Below are 19362 nucleotides of genomic sequence, written 5' to 3'. Positions count from 1 at the left end.
CGGTCTGAGAACGCGTCAGGTCCGGGTCCGCGCGGCCCGGTCCGGCCGCCCCGCCCCTCCCGGGGCTCCCGGGGCGCGCTGTCCCTATTCAGGGCGTGCCGCCCGCCGCCCCCGCCCCTCCCGGGGCGCACCGCCCGCCGGTGCGTGAAGGCAACGTCCCGATATCACCTCAGTGACGGCGCGTTCGCGGGTACGTGCGGCAACCGTGGGCCCGTCTGCGGGGCCCGATAGGCTGAAAGCATGACGCGAGCCGAGCAGCCAACGGCCCCCCACACGGCATCGGACGACGCCCTGGTCGCCGACTCCCGCGAGCGCGCCGTCCGCGCCCTGCTGCGCCAGCCTCAGGTGAAACGGTTGTGGAGCGCCCAGCTCGTCGCGGGTGTCGGCGACACCCTGGCGCTGCTGGTGCTGGTCCTGCTCGTCCTGCAGGCGGCCATCGCCGAGGGCCCGTTCGGCGGCGGCTACCGGGGCGCGGCGCTCGCCGTGGCGGCCGTCTTCGGCACCCGCGTGCTGGCCACCCTGCTGTTCGGCGCGGTCCTGCTCGGGCCGCTGAACTCGCTCACCGCGAAGGAAGGTCCGCTCGACCGGCGCTGGACGATGGCCGGCGCCGACGGCCTGCGCGCCGCGCTGCTGATCGTCGCCCCCCTGTGGATCGACTGGACACCCGCCCACGCGCTCGCCCTGTTGCTGGTCACCGTCTTCGTCCTCGGCGTCGCCGAGCGCTTCTGGACCGTCTGCCGCGAGAGCGCCGCGCCCGCGCTGCTGCCCGCCCCGCCCCCGGAGGGCGCGACGGTGCGGCCGTTGCCGGACCACATGGACGCCCTGCGGCGCCTGTCGCTGCGCACCACCTTCGTGGCGATCCCGCTGGCCGCCGCCGCGCTCGTCGCCGCCGCGCTGCTGAACAACCTGCTGGGCACCGGCGTCGCGTGGTTCGACCAGCACCACGCGGCCCTCGCCTCGTACGTCGCGGCCGGCCTGTTCGCCGCCTCCCTGTCGGTGCTGACCTACCTGGAGCTGCCCGCCGTGCGCACCCCCCGCGCGCGGTCGCCGCTGGAGGGACTGCGCCGCCCGCGCACCGGCACCGGCGTCGACAAGGGCCGCACCGGCGCCCTCCCGCTGCTGGTGTTCGCCTGCGCCGCCGTCGCCTGCGCCGTCGCCGCCGCGGTCTCGGTGGCCGTCCTGCACGCCACGGACCTGCGCGGCGGCCCGGTGCTGTACGGGCTGCTGGTGCTCGCCCTCACCGGCGGTGTCGTCGCCGGCATCCGCACGGCCCCGAAGGTGCTCACGACGCTGTCGCGGCGCCGGCTGCTGCCGCTCGCCATCGCCTGCACCGGTGTGGCGCTGCTCGCCGCCGGGCTGGTCCCGGACGTCACCAGCGTGCTGCTGCTCCTCGCCCTGGCCGGCGTCGGCGCGGGCGCGGCCGCCAACACCGGGCACGCCCTGCTCGACCAGGAGACCGAGGAATACCGGCGCACCCGCACCACGGAGCACCTGCACGCGGTGGTGCGGGTCTGCGTGGCCCTGGGCACGCTGGCCGCCCCCGTCGTCGCCGCCGTGATCGGGCCGCACCGGCTGGAGAACGGCAGGTTCGTCTTCGCCCACGGCGGCGCCGCGTTCACCCTGATGCTCGTCGGCGCGCTGCTGCTGCCGGTGGCCGTGCTGGTGCTGGCGAAGACCGACGACCGCTCCGGGGTGCCGCTGCGGCACGACCTGCTGGACGCGGTGCGCGGCGACGACCCGGTGCAGGCCCCGTCGCCGACCGGTTTCTTCATCGCCCTGGAGGGCGGCGACGGCGCCGGCAAGTCCACACAGGCCGAGGCGCTCGCCGAGTGGATCCGCGCCAAGGGCCACGAGGTCGTCCTCACCCGTGAGCCGGGCGCCACGCCCATCGGCAAGCGGCTGCGCTCGATCCTGCTGGACGTGTCCTCCGCGGGCCTGTCGCACCGTGCGGAGGCGCTGCTGTACGCCGCCGACCGCGCCGAGCACGTCGACACCGTCGTACGGCCCGCGCTGGAGCGGGGCGCGGTCGTCATCTCCGACCGCTACATCGACTCCTCCGTCGCCTACCAGGGCGCCGGCCGCGACCTGTCCCCGACCGAGATCGCCCGCATCTCCCGCTGGGCCACCAACGGCCTGGTGCCGCACCTGACGGTGCTGCTGGACATCGCGCCGGAGACCGCCCGCGAGCGCTTCACCGAGGCGCCGGACCGGCTGGAGTCGGAGCCCGCCGAGTTCCACGCACGCGTGCGGGCCGGTTTCCTCGCCCTGGCCGCCTCCGACCCGGGCCGCTACCTCGTCGTCGACGCGGGCCAGGAGCCCGAGGCCGTCACCACCGTCATCCGGCACCGGCTCGACCAGATGCTGCCGCTGTCCGAGGCCGAGCGGAAGGCCCAGGAGGAGGCCCGCCGCAAGGCCGAGGAGGAGGCCCGGCGCAGGGCCGAGGAGGAAGCCCGCCGCAAGGCGGAGGAGGAGCGCCTGGAGCGCGAGCGCCAGGAGCAGCTCGCCCGGCTGCGCGCCGAGGAGGAGGAACGCAAGCGGCGCGAACTGGAGGAGGCCCAGCGGCGCGAGGCCGAACGCCAGGCCGAGGAGGCCCGGCAGCGCGCCGAGGAGGCCCGCCGCAAGGCCGAGGAGGAGCGGCAGCGGCTCCTCGCCGAGGAGAAGGCCCGCGCCGAGGAGGAGGCCCGCCGCAAGGCGGAGGAGGAGCGGCGCCGCCGGCAGGCCGAGGAGGAGGCCCGGCTGCGCGCCGAGGCCGAGGCGCGGCGCCTGGAGAAGCAGCAGAAGGCCGAGGAGGCCCTGCGGCGCGCCGAGGAGGCCCGCCGGGCGGCCGAGCAGGCGGCGGCCGCGGCCAAGGCCGGCCCCCGGCCGCCGGCACCGCCCGCCGTCTCGCCGCCCGCCATCTCACCGGACGCCGTCTCACCGGACGCCGCGACCGTCCCGACGCCGACGGTGACGCCGACCGGCGCGGAGGACGAGACGGCGGTGCTGCCGCAGGCGGCGCCGGGCGCGCCCGGCCCGTCGGGGGCCGACGACAGGACGACGGTGCTGCGCCCGGTGCGGGACGAGCCGGGTCAGCCGGGTCAGCCGGGCGGGCGCGCCGGCTCGGCGGCGCCGGGACCGAGGCGGCCCGCCGAGTCCGACGCCGAGGTGACGGCGAAGCTGCCGCAGCCGCCGGTGCCCGGCGCGGAGGACGAGACGGCCGTACTGCCGCAGGCGCAGCCGGAGGCGCCGGGGGCCGCCGGTCCCGCCGACGAGACGGCGGTGCTGCCCCCGGTCGGCCGCGAGGACCCCGCCGACCGGGTCCCGCCGGGCTTCTTCCGCGACGAACCGGCCGCCGCCCGCACCGACGGCACCGAGGACCGCACGCGTGAACTGCCGCAGCTCGACCCCGACGGCACTCCGCGTCGGCGGCCGCGCCCGGACTGGGCCGAGGAGACACCGCTCGACGACCTGCCGACGCTGGCCGACGAACTGCTGGGCCCGCGGGAGGACGAGACCCAGGACGAGGACCGGCACGGCCGGGGCAAGGGCCGCGGGCGCTGAGCGGACGGCTCACCCCTCGGCGGAACCGGCGCCGGGAGACGGGTGGCCAGGAGAGCCAGGGCGGACGGGCTGCCGACCTGTCCGGTCCTGGCCTCCCTGTGGCAGCCCGGAGACCCGCTTGGCGCGGGTGCCCGCCGTCGTCGCCGCCGTTGACGTCGTTGTCAGTGGCCGACCCCACAATGGATCCCGGCACCGCGAACCATGACGAAAGGGCGGCGTGACCCATGAGCGTGTGGGACGACCTGGTCGGGCAGGAGCGGGTGAGCGAGCAGCTCGCCGCCGCTGCCCGGGACGCCGACGCCCTGGTCACGGCCGCCGCCGCGGACGAGCCGCCGCCGGAGGCGTCGAAGATGACGCACGCGTGGCTGTTCACGGGTCCGCCCGGCGCGGGCCACACCCAGGCGGCCCGCGCCTTCGCCGCCGCGCTGCAGTGCGTCAGCCCCGACCGCGCCCTGGGCGGCGCACCCGGCTGCGGCTTCTGCGAGGGCTGCCACACCACGCTGGTCGGCACGCACGCCGACGTCACCACGGTCGCCGCCGTCGGCACGCAGATCCTCGCCGAGGACATGCGCGACACCGTCCGCAAGTCGTTCACGTCCCCGGCGAACGGCCGCTGGCAGGTGATCCTCGTCGAGGACGCCGAGCGGCTGAACGAGAAGTCCGCCAACGCCGTCCTGAAGGCCGTGGAGGAGCCCGCCCCCCGCACGGTGTGGCTGCTGTGCGCGCCCTCGATCGAGGACGTCCTGCCCACCATCCGCTCCCGCTGCCGCCACCTGGTCCTGCGCACCCCGTCCGTCGAGGCCGTGGCCGACATGCTCGTCCGCCGAGAAGGCGTCGAGCCCGAGGTCGCGGCGGCCGCCGCCCGCGCCACCCAGGGCCACGTCGAGCGGGCGCGGCGCCTGGCCACCGACCCGGCCGCCCGCGAGCGCCGCGCCGCCGTCCTGAAACTGCCCCTGCGCCTGGACGACGTCGGCGGCTGCCTCAAAGCCGCCCAGGAACTCGTCGACGCCGCGGCGGAGGACGCCAAGGCGCTCGCCGAGGAGGTGGACGCCAAGGAGACCGAGGAGCTGAAAGCCGCCCTCGGTGCGGCCCAGGGGGGCCGCCTGCCACGCGGCACGGCCGGTGTGATCAAGGAGCTGGAGGACAAGCAGAAGCGCCGCCGGACCCGCACCCAGCGCGACAGCCTCGACCTCGCCCTGTCCGACCTCACCAGCCTCTATCGCGACGTCCTCGCCCTCCAGCTCGGCTCCCGCGTGGCGATCGCCAACGCGGACGTCGAGGACACTCTGCAGCGCCTCGCCCGCGCGAGCACCCCCGAGTCCACCCTGCGCCGTATCGAGGCGATCGCCGCCTGCCGCGAGGCCCTCGACCGCAACGTGGCTCCGCTGCTGGCGGTGGAGGCGATGACGATGGCGCTGCGGGCGGGGTGAGGCGCGCGGCGCCGTACCCTGGACGAGCGACCGCACCTCGTGACTCCGCGGCCGCGTTCCCGACCCCGACCCCGCGGCCACGCCTCCGCCCCCGGCCCCGCGGCCACGCCTCCGAGTCCCCGGCCGCACCCCCGCAGGACGCGCACCCGGTTGACGGGGTGACCCGTCCGGGACATCTCCCGTGCGGAGAGCATTCGATTCGTCGCGCAGAGTTACGATCGCCAGATGTACCGCATTCTTCGCCCAGCCGTCCGTACCGGTACCCGCACGGCCGCCGCCGTCCTCGCGGCCGCGGCGCTGCTGGTGTCCGCCTGTTCCTCCGGGACGACCGCGAGCCGTTCCACGAGGTCGGCCGCCGAGGCCGCGCCGGCCGCGCTGCCCCGGGTCACGCCGTCCGCGCCGGCGCCGTACTACGGCCAGCGGCCGAAGTGGCGGGCCTGCGGCGTCTCCGGCTACGAGTGCACCACCCTGAAGGCGCCGCTGGACTACGCCCGGCCCGGCGCGGGAGACGTCCGGCTGGCCGTCGCCCGCAAGAAGGCCACGGGCCCCGGCAAGCGCCTCGGCTCGCTGCTGGTGAACCCGGGCGGACCCGGCGGCTCGGCGATCGCGTACCTGCAGCAGTACGCCGGCGTCGGCTACCCGGCCGCGATCCGCGCCCGCTACGACCTGGTCGCCATGGACCCGCGCGGCGTGGCCCGCAGCGAGCCGGTCACCTGCCTCGACGGCCGTGCGATGGACGCGTACACGCAGACCGACGTCACCCCGGACGACCGGAAGGAGACCGACGAACTGGTCTCGGCCTACCGCAGGTACGCCGAGAGCTGCGGCGCGCACGCCGCCCGCCTGCTGCGGCACGTCTCCACCGTCGAGGCGGCCCGGGACATGGACATCCTGCGGGCGGCGCTGGGCGACCGGCGGCTGACCTACGTGGGCGCGTCCTACGGCACGTTCCTGGGCGCGACGTACGCCGGGCTCTTCCCGGACCGGGTCGGGCGGCTGGTCCTGGACGGCGCGATGGACCCGTCGCTGCCCGCGCGCCGGATGAACCTGGAGCAGACGGCGGGCTTCGAGACGGCGTTCCGGTCCTTCGCGAAGGACTGCGTCCGCCACGGCGGCGCCTGCCCGCTCGGCGGCGCCGGCACCACACCCGCCCGGGCGGCGAAGACCCTCGGCGCGTTCTTCAGGCGGCTGGACGCCCACCCCCTCCCCACCGGCGACCGGAGCGGCCGCCGCCTCGGCGAGGCGCTCGCCACCACCGGCGTCATGGCGGCGATGTACGACGAGTCGGCCTGGCCGCAGCTGCGCGGTGCGCTGACCTCGGCGATCAAGCAGCACCAGGGTGCCGGCCTGCTCGCCCTGTCCGACAGCTACTACGAGCGCGGCCTCAACGGCCGCTACGCCAACCTCATGGCCGCCAACGCCGCCGTGAACTGTCTCGACCTCCCGCCCGCCTTCACCGGTCCGGACCAGGTGCGCCAGGCCCTGCCGGAGTTCCGGAAGGCCTCCCCGGTCTTCGGCGCCGGCCTGGCCTGGGCCGCCCTGAACTGCGCGTACTGGCCCGTGCGCGCCACGGGCGAACCCCACCGCATCGAGGCCAGGGGAGCCGCCCCGATCCTCGTCGTCGGCACCACCCGCGACCCCGCCACCCCCTACCGCTGGGCCCGGTCCCTCTCCCGCCAGCTCGCCTCCGCCCGCCTCCTCACCTACGACGGCGACGGCCACACCGCCTACGGCCGCGGCAGCGCCTGCATCGACTCCGCCATCGACACCTACCTCCTGCGCGGCACCCCGCCCGCGGACGGAAAGCGCTGCTCGTAGCCTCGCCCACCCGCCCCGCTCCCCGGAGGCCCCGCCTCCGGGGCCGGTACGAAGCACCCCCGGAACCTGTGTAGACTTACCCACGTTGCCGAGCGCACCCCGGTGCGGGCAGCACGCCGCTTTAGCTCAGATGGCCAGAGCAACGCACTCGTAATGCGTAGGTCTCGGGTTCGAATCCCGAAAGCGGCTCCATCGAGAAGGCCGACTGGGAGTTTCCCGGTCGGCCTTTCGTCGTTCCATGGGGTCTGTGGGCGCGGTGTCGGCGCCGTCGCCGGCGGCGGGAGCGGGCCCGTACGGTTGCGGGTCGGCGCGGTTGCGTGACTGTGCCGTGTCCTGCGGCATCGGGGGAAGCGTCGGCGCCGCGGAGGGAAAAGCGCCGTAAAAAGGGTGCAAAGGAAAGCCGAGCCGGTACACCCGCGGCCGTTGCGGCAACATCTTGGTGAACGGCGGGCGCCGTACGGTCGGCGCGCCGGTGTCGTCGTCGGCCGGACGGGGTGAGGGACATGGCGGAGCCGAGGATCGCGGTCGCGGTGGTGACCATGGGGAACCGGCCCGCCGAGGTCGACGCCCTGCTGGAGTCGGTCGCGAAGCAGGACCTGGCGCCCGCGCGCATCGTGGTCGTCGGCAACGGCTGCCGGCTGCCCGAGTTCGCCCGCCGGCTGTCGCTGCCCGGCGAGGTGACCGTCGTCGAGACCGAGGAGAACCTGGGCTGCCCCGGCGGGCGGAACGTGGCCCTCGCCCGGCTGCGGGAGTTCGGGGACGTGGACGTCGTCGTGGACCTGGACGACGACGGGCTGCTCGTCGACGCGGACGTGCTGCGCCGCGTGGCGGAGTTGTTCGCCGCCGATCCGCGCCTCGGCATCGTCGGTTTCCGGATCGCCGACGAGAACGGGGAGACGCAGCAGCGGCACGTGCCGCGGGTGGGGAAGTCGGATCCGCTGCGCGGCGGGTACGTCACCGGGTTCCTCGGTGGCGGGCACGCGCTGCGCATGGCGATGCTGGAGGAGATCGGCGACTGGCCCGCCGAGTTCTTCTTCGCGCACGAGGAGACCGACCTGGCCTGGCGTGCCGCCGACGCCGGCTGGCGCATCCGCTACGCGCCCGAGCTGCTCCTGCGGCACCCGAAGACCTCGCCCGCCCGGCACGCCATCTACCACCGCGTCACGGCCCGCAACCGGGTCTGGCTGGTCCGGCGCCGGCTTCCGCTGCCGCTCATCCCGGTGCACCTGGCGGTGTGGACGCTGCTCACCGTCGTACGGACCCGTTCCCTGGGCGGACTGCGGGCGTAGTGCGGCGGGTTCGTGGAGGGGCTGCGGCAGCCCGCGGGGGAGCGGCGGCCGATGCGGTGGCGGACGGTGTGGCGGCTCACCCGGCTGGGGCGGCCACCGGTCATCTGACCTGCGGGCGGCGGGCCGCCGTCCGGCAGGCGGCCGGGGAGCGTGCGGACAGGGCCCCGGTCGTTCACCTCCGCCGACCGGGGCCCTCGTGTCCCCGGATCCGGCCGCGGCGGCGACACTCCCCCGATTGCGCGTCGTACGCGCGCGCCGTCGGACCAGATCCGATGTGACGATCACACCAGGCGGCACCAACGGATCGCTAACATGTGGCCAACGGTTCGTCTCGGTGCCCGGTTCGGGCCGGCCGGAAGTCGCCGGACGACGGCCCAAGTCGGCCGGAACAGTAGCGGATTCCGCTGCGAACCGGTGTGAAGATGGTGGCGGGAAACCGTCGGGAAGAGGGCGGAAACCCGTCAGGCGGCGCACCGGAGCGGGCACCTCGCGCGCCCGCGCGCGTGCTCCGCCGTGGCTGCGGGTCTTCGCCGTGGAGCGCGGCCGCGGCGGCCGCACGGAAAGGCAGTGGGCGTCGTGGTGCGGTGCGAACTGCGGTACGGACTGCTGGGACCGCCCCTGGTGTACGACGACGAGGGCCGGGCCCGCCCCATCGGCAGCCCCAAGCTGCGGACCCTGCTGGCCGCCCTGCTGCTGGAGGCCGGCCGTGTCGTCTCCGTCAGCGCCCTCCAGGACGCGCTGTGGGGCCCCACCCCGCCGGCCTCCGCGCGCGCCTCCCTGCACAACCACGTCACCCGGCTGCGGCGGCTCCTCGACGACCCCGAGCGGCTGCGCGCCGTACCGCCCGGTTACCTGCTCCGCGTCGAGGACGGCGAACTCGACGTCCACCTCTTCGAACGCGGGATCGCGCAGGCGCGCGCGGCGCACGCCGAGCGCGACTGGGCGCGGGTCGTGCGCGCCTGCACGCAAGCGCTCGCCCTGTGGCGTGGCGCACCCCTCGACGGGCTCCCCGCCGACCTCGGCGGATACGCCTTCGTGCAGCGCCTGCAGGAGGCGCGGCTGCTGCTCCTGGAGTGGCGCTACGACGCCGAACTCGCCCTCGGCGGCGACCGTCTCGCCGGTCTCGTACCGGAGTTGGCGGCACTGGCCGCCGAGCATCCGCTGCGCGAGGTCTACCACCGTCAGCTCATGCTCGCCCTGCACCGCGCCGGCCGCCAGGCCGAGGCCCTCGCCGTCCACCGCGACCTGCGCGCCCGCCTGATCGAGGAACTCGGCGTCGAACCCGGCCCCGCCGTCCGCGAGGCCCACGCGGAGGTGCTGCGGGGGACGGCCGGGGAGAGCGGTGACCCCTTCACGGCCGGAGCCGCGGCCGGTGGGGGACGGGCGGGAACCGCCGCGGGGCGGCGGACGGGGACGGCCCGGGAACCCGTGGCCGCGGGGACCGCCCGGGAACACACGGCCACGGGGACCGCCCGGGAACAGGGGGCAGCCGTCGGCGGGGTGCCGGGGGCACGGGCGGGGGCGGTCGCGAAGGCGCGCGGAACCGGGGGCCGACGGGCGGGGAAGACCGCCGGCGCGTTCGGGCCGGGGACGCCGGCTGCCTCCGGGCTTTCGTCGCCGGTGGCGGAAGCGGCGCACGGGGCCGAGGACGAGCCGGCGTACGGAGCCGAGGACGAGTCGGCGTACGGAGCCGAGGACGAGCCGGCGTACGGAGACGGCGGCCCCGCCGGATCGGCCGACCCCGTCGACCCCGTCGACCCCGCCGGGTCAGCTGGGACAGCCGGGTCCGCCAGCCCCGCCGAGCCGACCGGACCTGCCGAACTGGCCGGTTCCGTCGGGCTCACCAGGCTCACCACCCCACCCCGGCCCGCCCAACTACCCCCGGCACCGGCCCACTTCACCGGCCGGACCGATGTCGTCAGGGCCCTCCTCGACGCTCTCGCCGCCGGGCGTCCGGCCGGTCCGGAGGGGGCCGCCGCTCCCGGGTGTCCCGTCGCCGTCGTCAGCGGCATGGCCGGTGTCGGCAAGAGCGCTCTGGCCCTGCACGTCGCCCATGAGCTGCGGAATCGTTTCCCCGATGGGCAGTTGTACGTCAACCTGCACGGCGCGACGCCCGGCGTGGCGCCCCTCACCGCCGGTCAGGCACTGCGCACGCTGCTGCGCGACCTGGGCACCGAGCCGCGGCTGATCCCCGAACACCCGGACGAGGCGGCGGCGTTGCTGCGGTCGCTGCTCACGCCGACACGCACGCTGATGGTGCTGGACGACGCGGCGAACGCGGCACAGGTGCGGCCGCTGCTGCCGGCGGGATCCGGCTGCGCGGTGATCGTCACCAGCCGTTCCCCGCTCACCGCGCTCGACGGCGCCAGCCGCTTCCCGCTCGCCCCGCTCACCGGTGAGGAGAGCGCGGCCCTGCTGCGCGCGGTCTCCGGGCGGGACGGCCTGCACGCTGGGCACCCGCTGGTCCACCTCACCGGCCGGCTCCCGCTCGCGCTGCGCGTCGTCGCCGCCCGGCTGGCCGCGCGCCGAGCTCTCACCCCGGACGTGCTCGCCGACCAACTGGCCGCCACCGAGCGGCGGTTGCACCACCTGGAGTACGACGACCTGAGCGTGCGCCGCTCCCTGGCCGTGGCCCACGACGCGCTCGCCGGCTCCGAGCGCGAGGCCGACCGGGACGCGGCCCAGGCGCTGCGCCGCATCGGCGCCCTGGACCTGCCGGTGTACGGGGCACCGCTGCTGGCCCGTCTGACCGACGGCGACGAGCGCCGCGCCGAGGCCGCCCTGGACCGGCTCGTCGACGTCGCGCTGCTGGAGGAGACGGCGTACGGCCGCTACACCCCGCACGACCTGGTGCGCGACTTCGCCCGCGAACTGGCCGGGGACGGCCGGGAGACCGGGCGGACCGTGGTGACCGCCCTGCGCTGGTACGCCGCCGTCGCCGAACGCGTCATGACGGTGATAGTCGAACCGGGCCTCGACCAGGACGACCGCCGCCGCCCCACCGCCGCCCAGCCGCCCGGGCACGCGGCCGAGGTCGCCGCCGTGGCGCCGTTCGCGCGCTCCGAGGACGCCTTCGCCTGGGGCGACCGGGAGCTGGAGAACGTCGTGGCGCTGGTGGAGCGGTACGCCGACGCACCCGACGAACACGTCGTCGCCCACGTCTCCACCCTGGTGCGGCTGTTCTTCCCGTACGCGCAGCGCCGGGGCCGCCTCGCCGAGATGGCGGTGCTCGGGCGGGCCGCGCTCACCGCGGCGCGGCGGCTTCAGGACGAGGCCGCGGAGGCGTACGCGCTGAGCGACCTGGCCGGGCTGCACTTCCTCACCGGCCGGCACGGCGAGGCCCTCGCGCTCACCGACCGGGCGCTGGCCATCTGGCGGCGGCTCGGCGTGCTGTCCTGGATCCGGCGCTGCCTGAACAACCGCGGGCTGCTGCTGGAGGGCCTGGGCCGCTACGCCGAGTCGGGCGCCGCCCTGCGGCAGAGCCTGGTCTACTCGCGGCAGCTCAACGACCCCCACGGCGAGGCCGTCACCTACAGCCACCTCGGCAACCTGTACGAGCACACCGACCCGCGCGCCGCCATCGAGCAGCACCGGCGCTCGCTCGCCATCGGGGAGGCGATCGGCGCCGTCATCGTGCAGCACTCCGCGCACTGCAACATCGGCTACGCCCACCTCACCCTCGGTGAACCGGCCGCCGCCGCGGCCCACTTCGAGGAGAGTCTGCGCATCCTCGGCGGCCACGGCGACTGGCACGGCGAGTCCCAGACCCGGCTCGGGCTGGTCCGCGCCCTGCGGCAGCTCGGCCGGCTGGAGCGGGCCGGGCGCGAGTGCGCGGAACTGCTGGCCCGCGCCGACGCCCGCGCCGACCGCTACGTGGGCGGCCTGGCCCGGCACCAGCATGGGCTGCTGCTGCGCGAGCAGGGCAGGTGCCGGGAGGCGTACGCGCAGTGGCGTGCCGCGCTGGAGGCGCTGGACGGCACGGACGAAAAGGCCGTGGCGGCGGAGCTGCGCGCGCTGCTGGGCGAGGCGGACATGCGCCGGTGCGGGTGATCCGCAGGCCGCCGCCCGGGTGCCGCCAGGGGTGCTACTTGGCGTCCGCATAGCACTCCACCACCGCCGTCGTGAACGGGAACCGCACCGGTGTGTCCCCGAAGGTCAGGCGCGCGGACAGGGCGGCGGCGTCGGCGATCGCCGCGACGACCGTGTCGGCCTCCTGCGCGGGGCAGTGCACGATCACCTCGTCGTGCTGGAAGAACACCAGCTCGGCGCGCAGGCCGGCGCAGGCGCGGCGCAGGGCGGCCAGCAGGAGCAGGGTCCAGTCGGCGGCGCTGCCCTGGACGACGAAGTTGCGGGCGAACCGGCCGCGTGCGCGGGCGTCGGCGGAGGCTCGGCCGGGCTCCCACTCCGGCGAGCCCGTCTCGTCCGAGGCGGCTGCGGCGGTGGCGGTGGTGGTGGCGGTGGCGTCCGGGTCCTGGGGCAGGCCGGCCTCCTCCGCCGACGCGTCACCCGCCCCGCGCGCGGGCGGGCAGGTGCGGCCCAGCCAGGTGCGCACCAGCCGGCCCTCCTCGCCGGCGCGGGCCGCCTCGTCGACGTACGCCACCGCCCGGGGGAAGCGGCGCCGGAGCGCGGCGAGGTTCTTCAGGCCGTCGCCGGAGGTCTGGCCGTAGATCGCGCCGAGCACGGCGAGCTTGGCCTGGGCGCGGTCGCCGGAGAACGCCCGGTCGGACACCTCCTGGTACAGGTCGGTGGCCCGGCCGGCCACCTCCATCAGGCCGGGGTCGCGGGAGATCGCGGCCAGCACGCGCGGCTCCATCTGGTCGGCGTCGGCGACGACGAGCCGCCAGCCGGGATCGGCGACGACCGCGCGGCGGATCACCCGGGGGATCTGCAGGGCGCCCCCGCCGTGGGTCACCCAGCGTCCGGTGACCGTGCCGCCGGCCTGGAACTCCGGCCGGAAGCGCCCCTCGTGCACCCAGTCCTGCAGCCAGGACCAGCCGTGGGCGACCCAGATGCGGTACAGCCTCTTGTACTCCAGCAGCGGTGGCACCGCCGGATGGTCGACGGCGGCCAGCTCCCGGCGGCGCGTCGAGCGCACCGTGATCCCGGCCTGCGCGAAGGCCCTGATCACGTCGGCGGGCAGGTCGGGCCGCACCCGGCGGCTGAACGCGGCGGAGATCTCCTCCGCGAGTTCGGCCAGGCGTTTCGGCTCGCCACCGCCCGCGTAGCGCTCGCCGAGCAGGTCGTGCAGCACCGCGCGGTGCACGTCCGCGCGCCACGGCAGTCCCACGTGGTTCATCTCGGCGGCGACCAGCGTCCCGGCCGACTCGGCGGCGGTCAGCAGCCGCATGCGGTCGGGGTGCTCCGCCTTGTCGTGCCGCCGCCGCTGCTCGGCGTAGACCTCCAGGAGATCGGTCAGCGGCAGGCGGTCGCCCGGCGGCTCGAACAGGGGCGACTGTGCGCCCGGGGCGGCCGGGCGCTGCGGCGGATCCGGCGGTACGGGGCCGCCGCGCAGCCGGGCCAGGGCGGCGGCGGCCGAGCGGGGTTCGCCGTGGCGGCCCTCGTGGCCGAGCAGGAGGGCCTCGGCGCTCTCGATGTCGTAGCACCGCTCCACGCGCACGCCCGCGGCGAGCAGGCGCGGGTACACCTCCGCGGTGGAGCGCCACACCCACCGTGCGACGCCGGGACGGGCGCGCACGGCTTCGGCGAGGTCCGGCTCCCTGGTGACCGGACCCGCGGGCAGCCCGTCCGGACCGAGGGCGGCGAGCTCCACGCCACCGTCCTCGGCCGGAGCCAGAGCCCACCGGTCGGTCATACGGCGAGTGTCGCAGGCGGGTCTGACAACCCGGCCCGAGCTGCGGTTTCCCGGAAAGGGGCCGCTTCGGCTAGCCCTGCTGTCCGTCCTGCTGTCCGTCCTGCTGTTCCTGTTCGTCCTGCTGTTCCCGGCGCGCCTGCACCAGGTCGGCCAGTGCCTTCGTCACGAACTCCTCGGCCCGCGCCTTGTCGACGCCCAGGTCGCTGAGGACGCCCTCGCCGTTCTCGTACTCCAGCAGGGCCAGCAGGAGGTGTTCGGTGCCGATGTAGTTGTGGCCGAGGCGGAGGGCCTCGCGGAAGGTGAGTTCCAGGGCCTTCTTGGCGGCGGCGCCGTACGGGACGAGTTCGGGGGCGTCCTCGGCGGGCGGCGGCAGGACGGCGGCCACGGCGGCGCGCCCGGCGTCGGGCGAGACGCCCTGCTCGGCGAGGGCCTGCGCGGCGAGGGCCTCGGATTCGGCGAGCAGGCCGAGGACCAGGTGCTCGGGCAGGACCTCGGCGTGGCGCGCGGCCCTGGCCTCATTGTGCGCGGCCATGACCACGTTGCGGGCGCGCAGCGTGTAGCGGCTGAAGCCCTGGGAGGGGTCGAGTTCCGTGGATTCCTTGGGCACGAAGCGCTTCTGGGCGGCCTGCCGGGTGACGCCCATGCTCTTGCCGATGTCGGTCCAGGAGGCGCCGGAGCGGCGGGCCTGGTCGACGAAGTGGCCGATGAGGTGGTCGGCCACCTCGCCGAGGTGCTCGGCGGCGAGGACGGCGTCCTGGAGCTGTTCGAGTGGTTCCGCGTGGACCTTCTTGATGGCCGCGATGAGGTCGTCGAGGCGGACGGTGGACGTGATGGCCGGATGCTGCTGCGTCATGTGTCAACCGTAGGTTGACAGGGCGGGGGTGTCAACCTCCGGTTGACGAAAGGGGGTTGCTTCGGGCCGGCCGTCGGCCGCACGCACCGCCGGCCCCGTGAGGATCGCGCCGCCGAAGACGTTCCGGGCCCGCGCCGCCCGGCCCTCGCGACGGTGAAGGAGACGAGGAACATGTCGGTCCCGGGGTGACGCGGAGCGCGAAGGCGGCGACCGGGGACGTCGCGCGGGGAGACGTGTCGAAGGGCGCCCTGCCCGGCGCGCGGCGAGGCGACGGTGAGTGGTTTCCGGAGGGCGGGACCGGGCTGGTCGGGGGTGCGGTGCACGGCACCGGGGCGGTGCGGGGCGCGGCACCGGGGCGGTGACCGCCGTCGGTCTCGCACGGGTTTCGCACGGGCGGGGGCTGCGGCGGCAGCGCCCGCGGCGAGGTTTTCCACAGGCGTGGACGCCGTGTCGGCGCCGCGTGCCACGATCGATGCGTGACCACGACCAGCAGCAGCACCGTCGAACGCGCCTTCCGGGCCGCCTTGTACGCCGGGACCGACGACACCCTCGACACCGGGGCCTCCCTGCTCGCCGCCGACCCGGAGGCGGACGGCGAACTGGGCCGGCGCGGGCGGGAGTTCGTCGCGACGGCCTGGCGGCGCGGCTGGCAGCCGGCGGACGTGGTGCGGATCGTGCGGCGCGAGCTGGACGAGGTGCACGTACGGCTGGTCGCCGCGCTGATCCGGGAGCAGGCGCCGTACGACGGCCCGCGCGGCCCGCGCTGGTCCGCCCAGCTCGCCGAGCTTCCCACCGCCCCGCCGCCCCGCACCGACCGTTTCACCCGCGCCACCGCCGTCCTGGAGCTGTACCGGCTGCTGCTGCGCCTGCCTCCCCTCGAACCCCTGGACCCCGCGGACGCGGCCCCCGGCGGATCCGCCCCCGCCGCCGGTTCCGGCCGCGCCCGCCCGGAGTCCCGCGTCCTCACGCGCGTGCGCGCCCTGCTCGCCAAGGCCGAGGCGACGGGCTACCCGGAGGAGGCCGAAGCGCTGACCGCCAAGGCGCAGGAACTCATGGCCCGGCACAGCATCGACGAGGCCCTCCTCGCCGCCCGCACGCCCGGGGACGGCTCCGGCACCGGCGCACCCGGCGCCTGCCGGATCGGTGTCGACCCGCCGTACGAGCAGGCCAAGGCGGTGCTGCTGGACGCGGTCGCCACCGCCAACCACTGCCGCGCGGTGTGGAACGAGGCCCTCGGCTTCTCCACCGTCGTCGGCTTCGCCCCGGACCTGGAGGCCGTCGAGCTCCTCTACGCCTCGCTGCTCGTGCAGGCCGAATCCGCGATGACCAGGGCGGAGGCGGCGCAGCGCGCGGGCGGCCGGAAGCGCACGAAAGCCTTCCGGCAGTCGTTCCTCGCCGCCTACGCCCACCGCATAGGCACCCGCCTCGCGGCCGCCGCCGAGCACGCCGGGACCGAGGTGGGCGAGGCGGACGCGCGGGACCTGCTGCCGGCCCTGGCGAGCCGCGAGGCGGCGGTCACCGAACGCCTCGACCGGATGTTCCCGGAGACGACCACCACCCGGCTGCGCGGGGTCAACGACGCCGCCGGCTGGACGGAGGGCGCCCGCGCCGCGGACCGCGCCCAGGTGCGGGCCCGTCCGCGGCTCGGATAAGGCGCGGACGGGTCTCGGGTGAGCTCTCGGGTGAGGTGCGGACGGGTGCCGCGCCGGTCGCGGTGGGGGCCGGGGCCGGCGGCACCCGCCGCGGTGGGACTCGGGTGACTGTCACCGGCTGCGGCCGCGACCCGGGCAGGTCTCGCCGGCGCGGTGGGGAGTAGGACAGTCCCGCCGGTGGCGGTGGCCCGCGTTCGGCCCCCGGGGCGTGGTCCCTGTCTCAGTCCCCGGCCTGCTGGAAAGCGCTGACCGTGGCGTCGGGGGTGCCGCCGCTCTTCAGGGCGACCGGGCCGTACGACCACGGGTGGCTCTGGTGGGCGCCGGAGCCCGGGAGGCTGATCGTCAGCGTCCTGGCGGCGAGGCTGCCGGCGCCGCTCGCTCCGCCCCGCACGTAGGTGAGGGTGAAGGAGGCGGTGCCGTTCTCGGGCAGGGTCAGCTTCTGCGGCTGGGCGCCCTTCTCCGAGGGGACGGACACCGAAGTGCTCCCGGCGGTCAGCCTGACGCCCGGGAAGCCCTGGAGGGTGCAGGTGGAGCCGCGGTTGGTCAGGGTGACGGGCACGTTGCCGGTGTCGCCGGCGACCGGCGCGGCATTGGCCGGTCCGACCCGCAGGCCGATGTCGCTCAGCCGGCACGCGGCGGCGCCGGCGTTCTTGCTCCCGCTCCCCGTGTTCTTCTCGCCGCTGCCGCCGCCGTCACCGCCGCTGCCGCAGCCGGTCAGCAGCAGGGCGGAGGCGAGAGCGGTGACGGTGAGCGTGATCGGGAAGGTGCGCATGAGGTGGTCCCCTGAGGTTCGTGACGATGCCCCAGGATCATCCCGCACCGGCCCCGGTCCGGCTCGCTCGCCTCGCCGGTACCGGGTGTGACCGGAGACCCGGCGGCCACCCCGGGTCAGGAGCCCGAGCCCGCCGTCGGCAGCCCCGTCGGCAGCCGGCCGCCCTCCGCCCGGCGGAAGGTCTCCCTGCCGTACCCCTCCCAGGTGACCTTCAGGGTGTTCCTGCCGACGGAATCGACCACGCCGTCGACGCGGTTCCGGTTGCCGGCGGTGCGCTGGAGGTGGATCGTCCGCCTGCCCGCCCGCTCTTCCACCGTGCCGCTGCACATGGTCCCGCCGGTGGTGAAGAGCCCGGCCTGCTCGCCGTTGAACACCAGGACGACGGCCTTGCCGCCCGTGGTGGCGAGCCAGCTGCCCTGCAGCTTGTCACCGGCGGACGGCGTGGCGCCCGTCCCGCCGCCGGTGTCCGCGGAGGCGGACGCGGACGCGCCGGCCGACGCCGTGGCGGCCGTGCCGGAGGTGGAGGGGGAGCCGCCCGCCGAGTCGCCCGAGCCGCCGCTGCACGCGGTCAGCGCGAGCGCGCCGGCCAGCGCGGCGGCCGCGGTCGCGACGCGTACCGCCCGGCGGGACGGCCCGCGCGTCCGCCGTGAGAGGGTCACCGTGGTAGCCGTGGTCGCCGAAGTCACTGGAAGCCCCCAAACTGCTGCGGCCCGCCGGCCAGGCCGGCCGGAAGCGACCGCAGCAAGCTACCAGCACCCTCTCCCACCCTCTCCGCGGCCCCAGGGGGGCGAGTGCGGCGGGAACGCTTCCGGCGAAGCACTCGTCCAACATTGAAGGGGTGCGTCGGGTCCTCGGGGGAGCTGTAACCGAGGGACCACCCCTCGTGCACGTGCATCTGCGCATGCATATGCACGTGAACACAGCTATGATCCGGTTCAGTTGACCAATGCACCAATGGCCACACCAGCCAGTGCACCACCGGGGAGCGACCTGTGGAACACGACGTCGACGGCGTGTGCGGGGGGTACGACGTGTACAACGGCATGGCGGCCACGCAACTGCGTGGGGTGGCCTGGCAGAAGAGCCGCCACAGCAACTCGCAGGGTTCCTGCGTGGAGTTCGCGCGGCTGCCCGGAGGGGACGTGGCCGTGCGCAACTCCCGGTTCCCGGACGGCCCCGCCCTCGTCTATACGCGCGCCGAGATCGAGGCGATGCTGCTGGGCGTCAAGGACGGCGAGTTCGACCACCTGATCGCGGGCTGATCCGGAAACGGAAAAGGCGCCGGGTCGCCGGGGCGCCGCGGGACGCCCGCCGCACGCGGGCGCACTCCGGCGCGTACGACGGCCCCGCCCGCTTCGGCGTGCGCACGTTCCCGCGCCGCCGTGCGTGCGCCTCCGCGCCGTGGGGCCGGCCGTGGGACCGGCCGTGAAGGCCGCAAGGACAGCCGTGGGGCGGGGTCACCAGGGCAGGGCGGTCAGTCGGCATGCCCCATGCATCCATCCTCGTGCTCCACGAGTCCCTGCACCCTGCACGTCCCCGTGCCCCGCAAGTTCCCATGTCCTGCGGGGCCCGTGTCCTGCGGGGCCCGTGTCCTGCGGGGCCCATGTCCTGCGGGGCCGTGTCCTGCAAATCCCTGTGTCTACCAGTCCTGGGGCAGCCGGAAGAGCGCCCACACGACCTTCCCGCCCACCGGCCCGGAGAGCGGGTGCCAGCCCCAGCCGTCGCTGAAGGAGTCGACGAGGAACAGCCCGCGTCCGGACTCCGCGGAGCAGTCGTCCGGGTCGCTGGCCACGGGACCGTCGTAGCTGGGATCGCGCACCGCGCACACCAGGCGTCCCGTCCACAGCATCAGGTGCAGCCGCACGGGCGGGAGTCCCCCCGGCGCGGCCACCTCGCCGGCCGCGCGGACCGGGGAGGCCGCGGAGGCCGGCAGCGCGTGCCGCAGGGCGTTGGTGACGAGTTCGGAGACCACCAGGCAGATGTCGTCGAAACGCTCGCCGACGTGCCACTGCTCCAGTGTGCCGCGGGTGAAGCGCCGGGCTTCGCGCACCGCGTCGTGGCGGGCGGGCAGGGCGCACGAGGCGGCGTTGGACACGGCCGCGGGATCCAGTGGCGGAAGGCCCTGCCGTAACGGCTCGAGCATGGTCGATCCATTCGTCCCCATGCGAGGCACTCCCGGGAATTCGCGGTCGTAGC

General features: G+C 75.8%; 11 protein-coding genes, 1 tRNA gene and 1 pseudogene. 8 read left to right on the top strand and 5 right to left on the bottom strand.

Translation table 11 applies throughout. From position 1 onward, the window contains the following. Positions 1–240 precede the first annotated feature (240 nt). The 6 genes and pseudogenes from tmk (at position 241) to IE225_RS12045 (ending at position 12127) form a co-directional block, all read left to right on the top strand. Positions 241–3540 carry a dTMP kinase gene (tmk, locus tag IE225_RS12070; RefSeq protein ID WP_190057439.1) on the top strand — a complete coding sequence of 1100 codons (3300 nt, stop codon included), beginning with the start codon at positions 241–243 and terminating at the stop codon, positions 3538–3540. A 224-nt stretch (positions 3541–3764) separates the two neighbouring features. Further along, positions 3765–4970 (top strand): DNA polymerase III subunit delta', encoded by a 1206-nt coding sequence (locus IE225_RS12065; RefSeq protein WP_190057438.1) that lies wholly within the window; start codon positions 3765–3767, stop codon positions 4968–4970. Positions 4971–5195: 225 nt separating this feature from the next. Next, a complete protein-coding gene (locus IE225_RS12060; RefSeq protein WP_190057437.1) occupies positions 5196–6788 on the top strand; it encodes an alpha/beta hydrolase in 1593 nt (530 codons plus the stop codon). A 115-nt stretch (positions 6789–6903) separates the two neighbouring features. Further along, positions 6904–6980, top strand: a tRNA-Thr gene (locus IE225_RS12055). A gap of 311 nt (positions 6981–7291) precedes the next feature. Then, positions 7292–8185: pseudogene (locus IE225_RS12050) on the top strand (glycosyltransferase family 2 protein). A gap of 459 nt (positions 8186–8644) precedes the next feature. Further along, positions 8645–12127: an AfsR/SARP family transcriptional regulator gene (locus IE225_RS12045; RefSeq protein ID WP_373303173.1), complete on the top strand. Its 3483-nt coding sequence runs from the start codon at positions 8645–8647 to the stop codon at positions 12125–12127. Positions 12128–12161: 34 nt separating this feature from the next. On the opposite strand, the gene IE225_RS12040 is transcribed toward IE225_RS12045, so the two are convergent. Together IE225_RS12040 and IE225_RS12035 are read right to left on the bottom strand one after the other, a co-directional pair. Beyond that, complete coding sequence (locus tag IE225_RS12040; protein WP_190057436.1) at positions 12162–13889, bottom strand: bifunctional 3'-5' exonuclease/DNA polymerase; 1728 nt, start codon at positions 13887–13889, stop codon at positions 12162–12164. Between the two features lie 70 nt (positions 13890–13959). Next, on the bottom strand, positions 13960–14742 hold the full coding sequence (locus tag IE225_RS12035; RefSeq protein WP_190057435.1) for a Clp protease N-terminal domain-containing protein: 783 nt from the start codon (positions 14740–14742) through the stop codon (positions 13960–13962). 476 nt (positions 14743–15218) lie between these two features. Here IE225_RS12035 and IE225_RS12030 point away from each other — a divergent pair, with 476 nt between their 5' ends. Further along, positions 15219–16394, top strand: a complete 1176-nt coding sequence (locus IE225_RS12030) for a DUF2786 domain-containing protein (protein WP_190057434.1) — start codon at positions 15219–15221, stop codon at positions 16392–16394. 220 nt (positions 16395–16614) lie between these two features. Here the strand turns inward: IE225_RS12030 and IE225_RS12025 are convergent, their stop codons facing one another. Both IE225_RS12025 and IE225_RS12020 read right to left on the bottom strand, forming a co-directional pair. Then, positions 16615–17166, bottom strand: coding sequence for a DUF4232 domain-containing protein (locus IE225_RS12025; RefSeq protein WP_190057433.1), 552 nt, complete (start codon positions 17164–17166; stop codon positions 16615–16617). 116 nt (positions 17167–17282) lie between these two features. Beyond that, complete coding sequence (locus tag IE225_RS12020; protein ID WP_190057432.1) at positions 17283–17825, bottom strand: hypothetical protein; 543 nt, start codon at positions 17823–17825, stop codon at positions 17283–17285. A gap of 333 nt (positions 17826–18158) precedes the next feature. On the opposite strand from IE225_RS12020, the gene IE225_RS12015 reads away from it, so the two are divergent. Then, positions 18159–18428, top strand: coding sequence for a DUF397 domain-containing protein (locus tag IE225_RS12015; RefSeq protein WP_190057431.1), 270 nt, complete (start codon positions 18159–18161; stop codon positions 18426–18428). A gap of 377 nt (positions 18429–18805) precedes the next feature. Here the strand turns inward: IE225_RS12015 and IE225_RS12010 are convergent, their stop codons facing one another. Continuing rightward, positions 18806–19309 (bottom strand): ATP-binding protein, encoded by a 504-nt coding sequence (locus IE225_RS12010; RefSeq protein WP_229879461.1) that lies wholly within the window; start codon positions 19307–19309, stop codon positions 18806–18808. Positions 19310–19362: the final 53 nt, after the last annotated feature.

Origin of the sequence: Streptomyces echinoruber (genome assembly GCF_014651135.1) — a bacterium.
Classification (GTDB): domain Bacteria; phylum Actinomycetota; class Actinomycetes; order Streptomycetales; family Streptomycetaceae; genus Streptomyces; species Streptomyces echinoruber.
The sequence above is the reverse complement of the archived record's forward strand: the minus strand, read 5'-3'. Positions and strand labels throughout refer to the sequence as shown.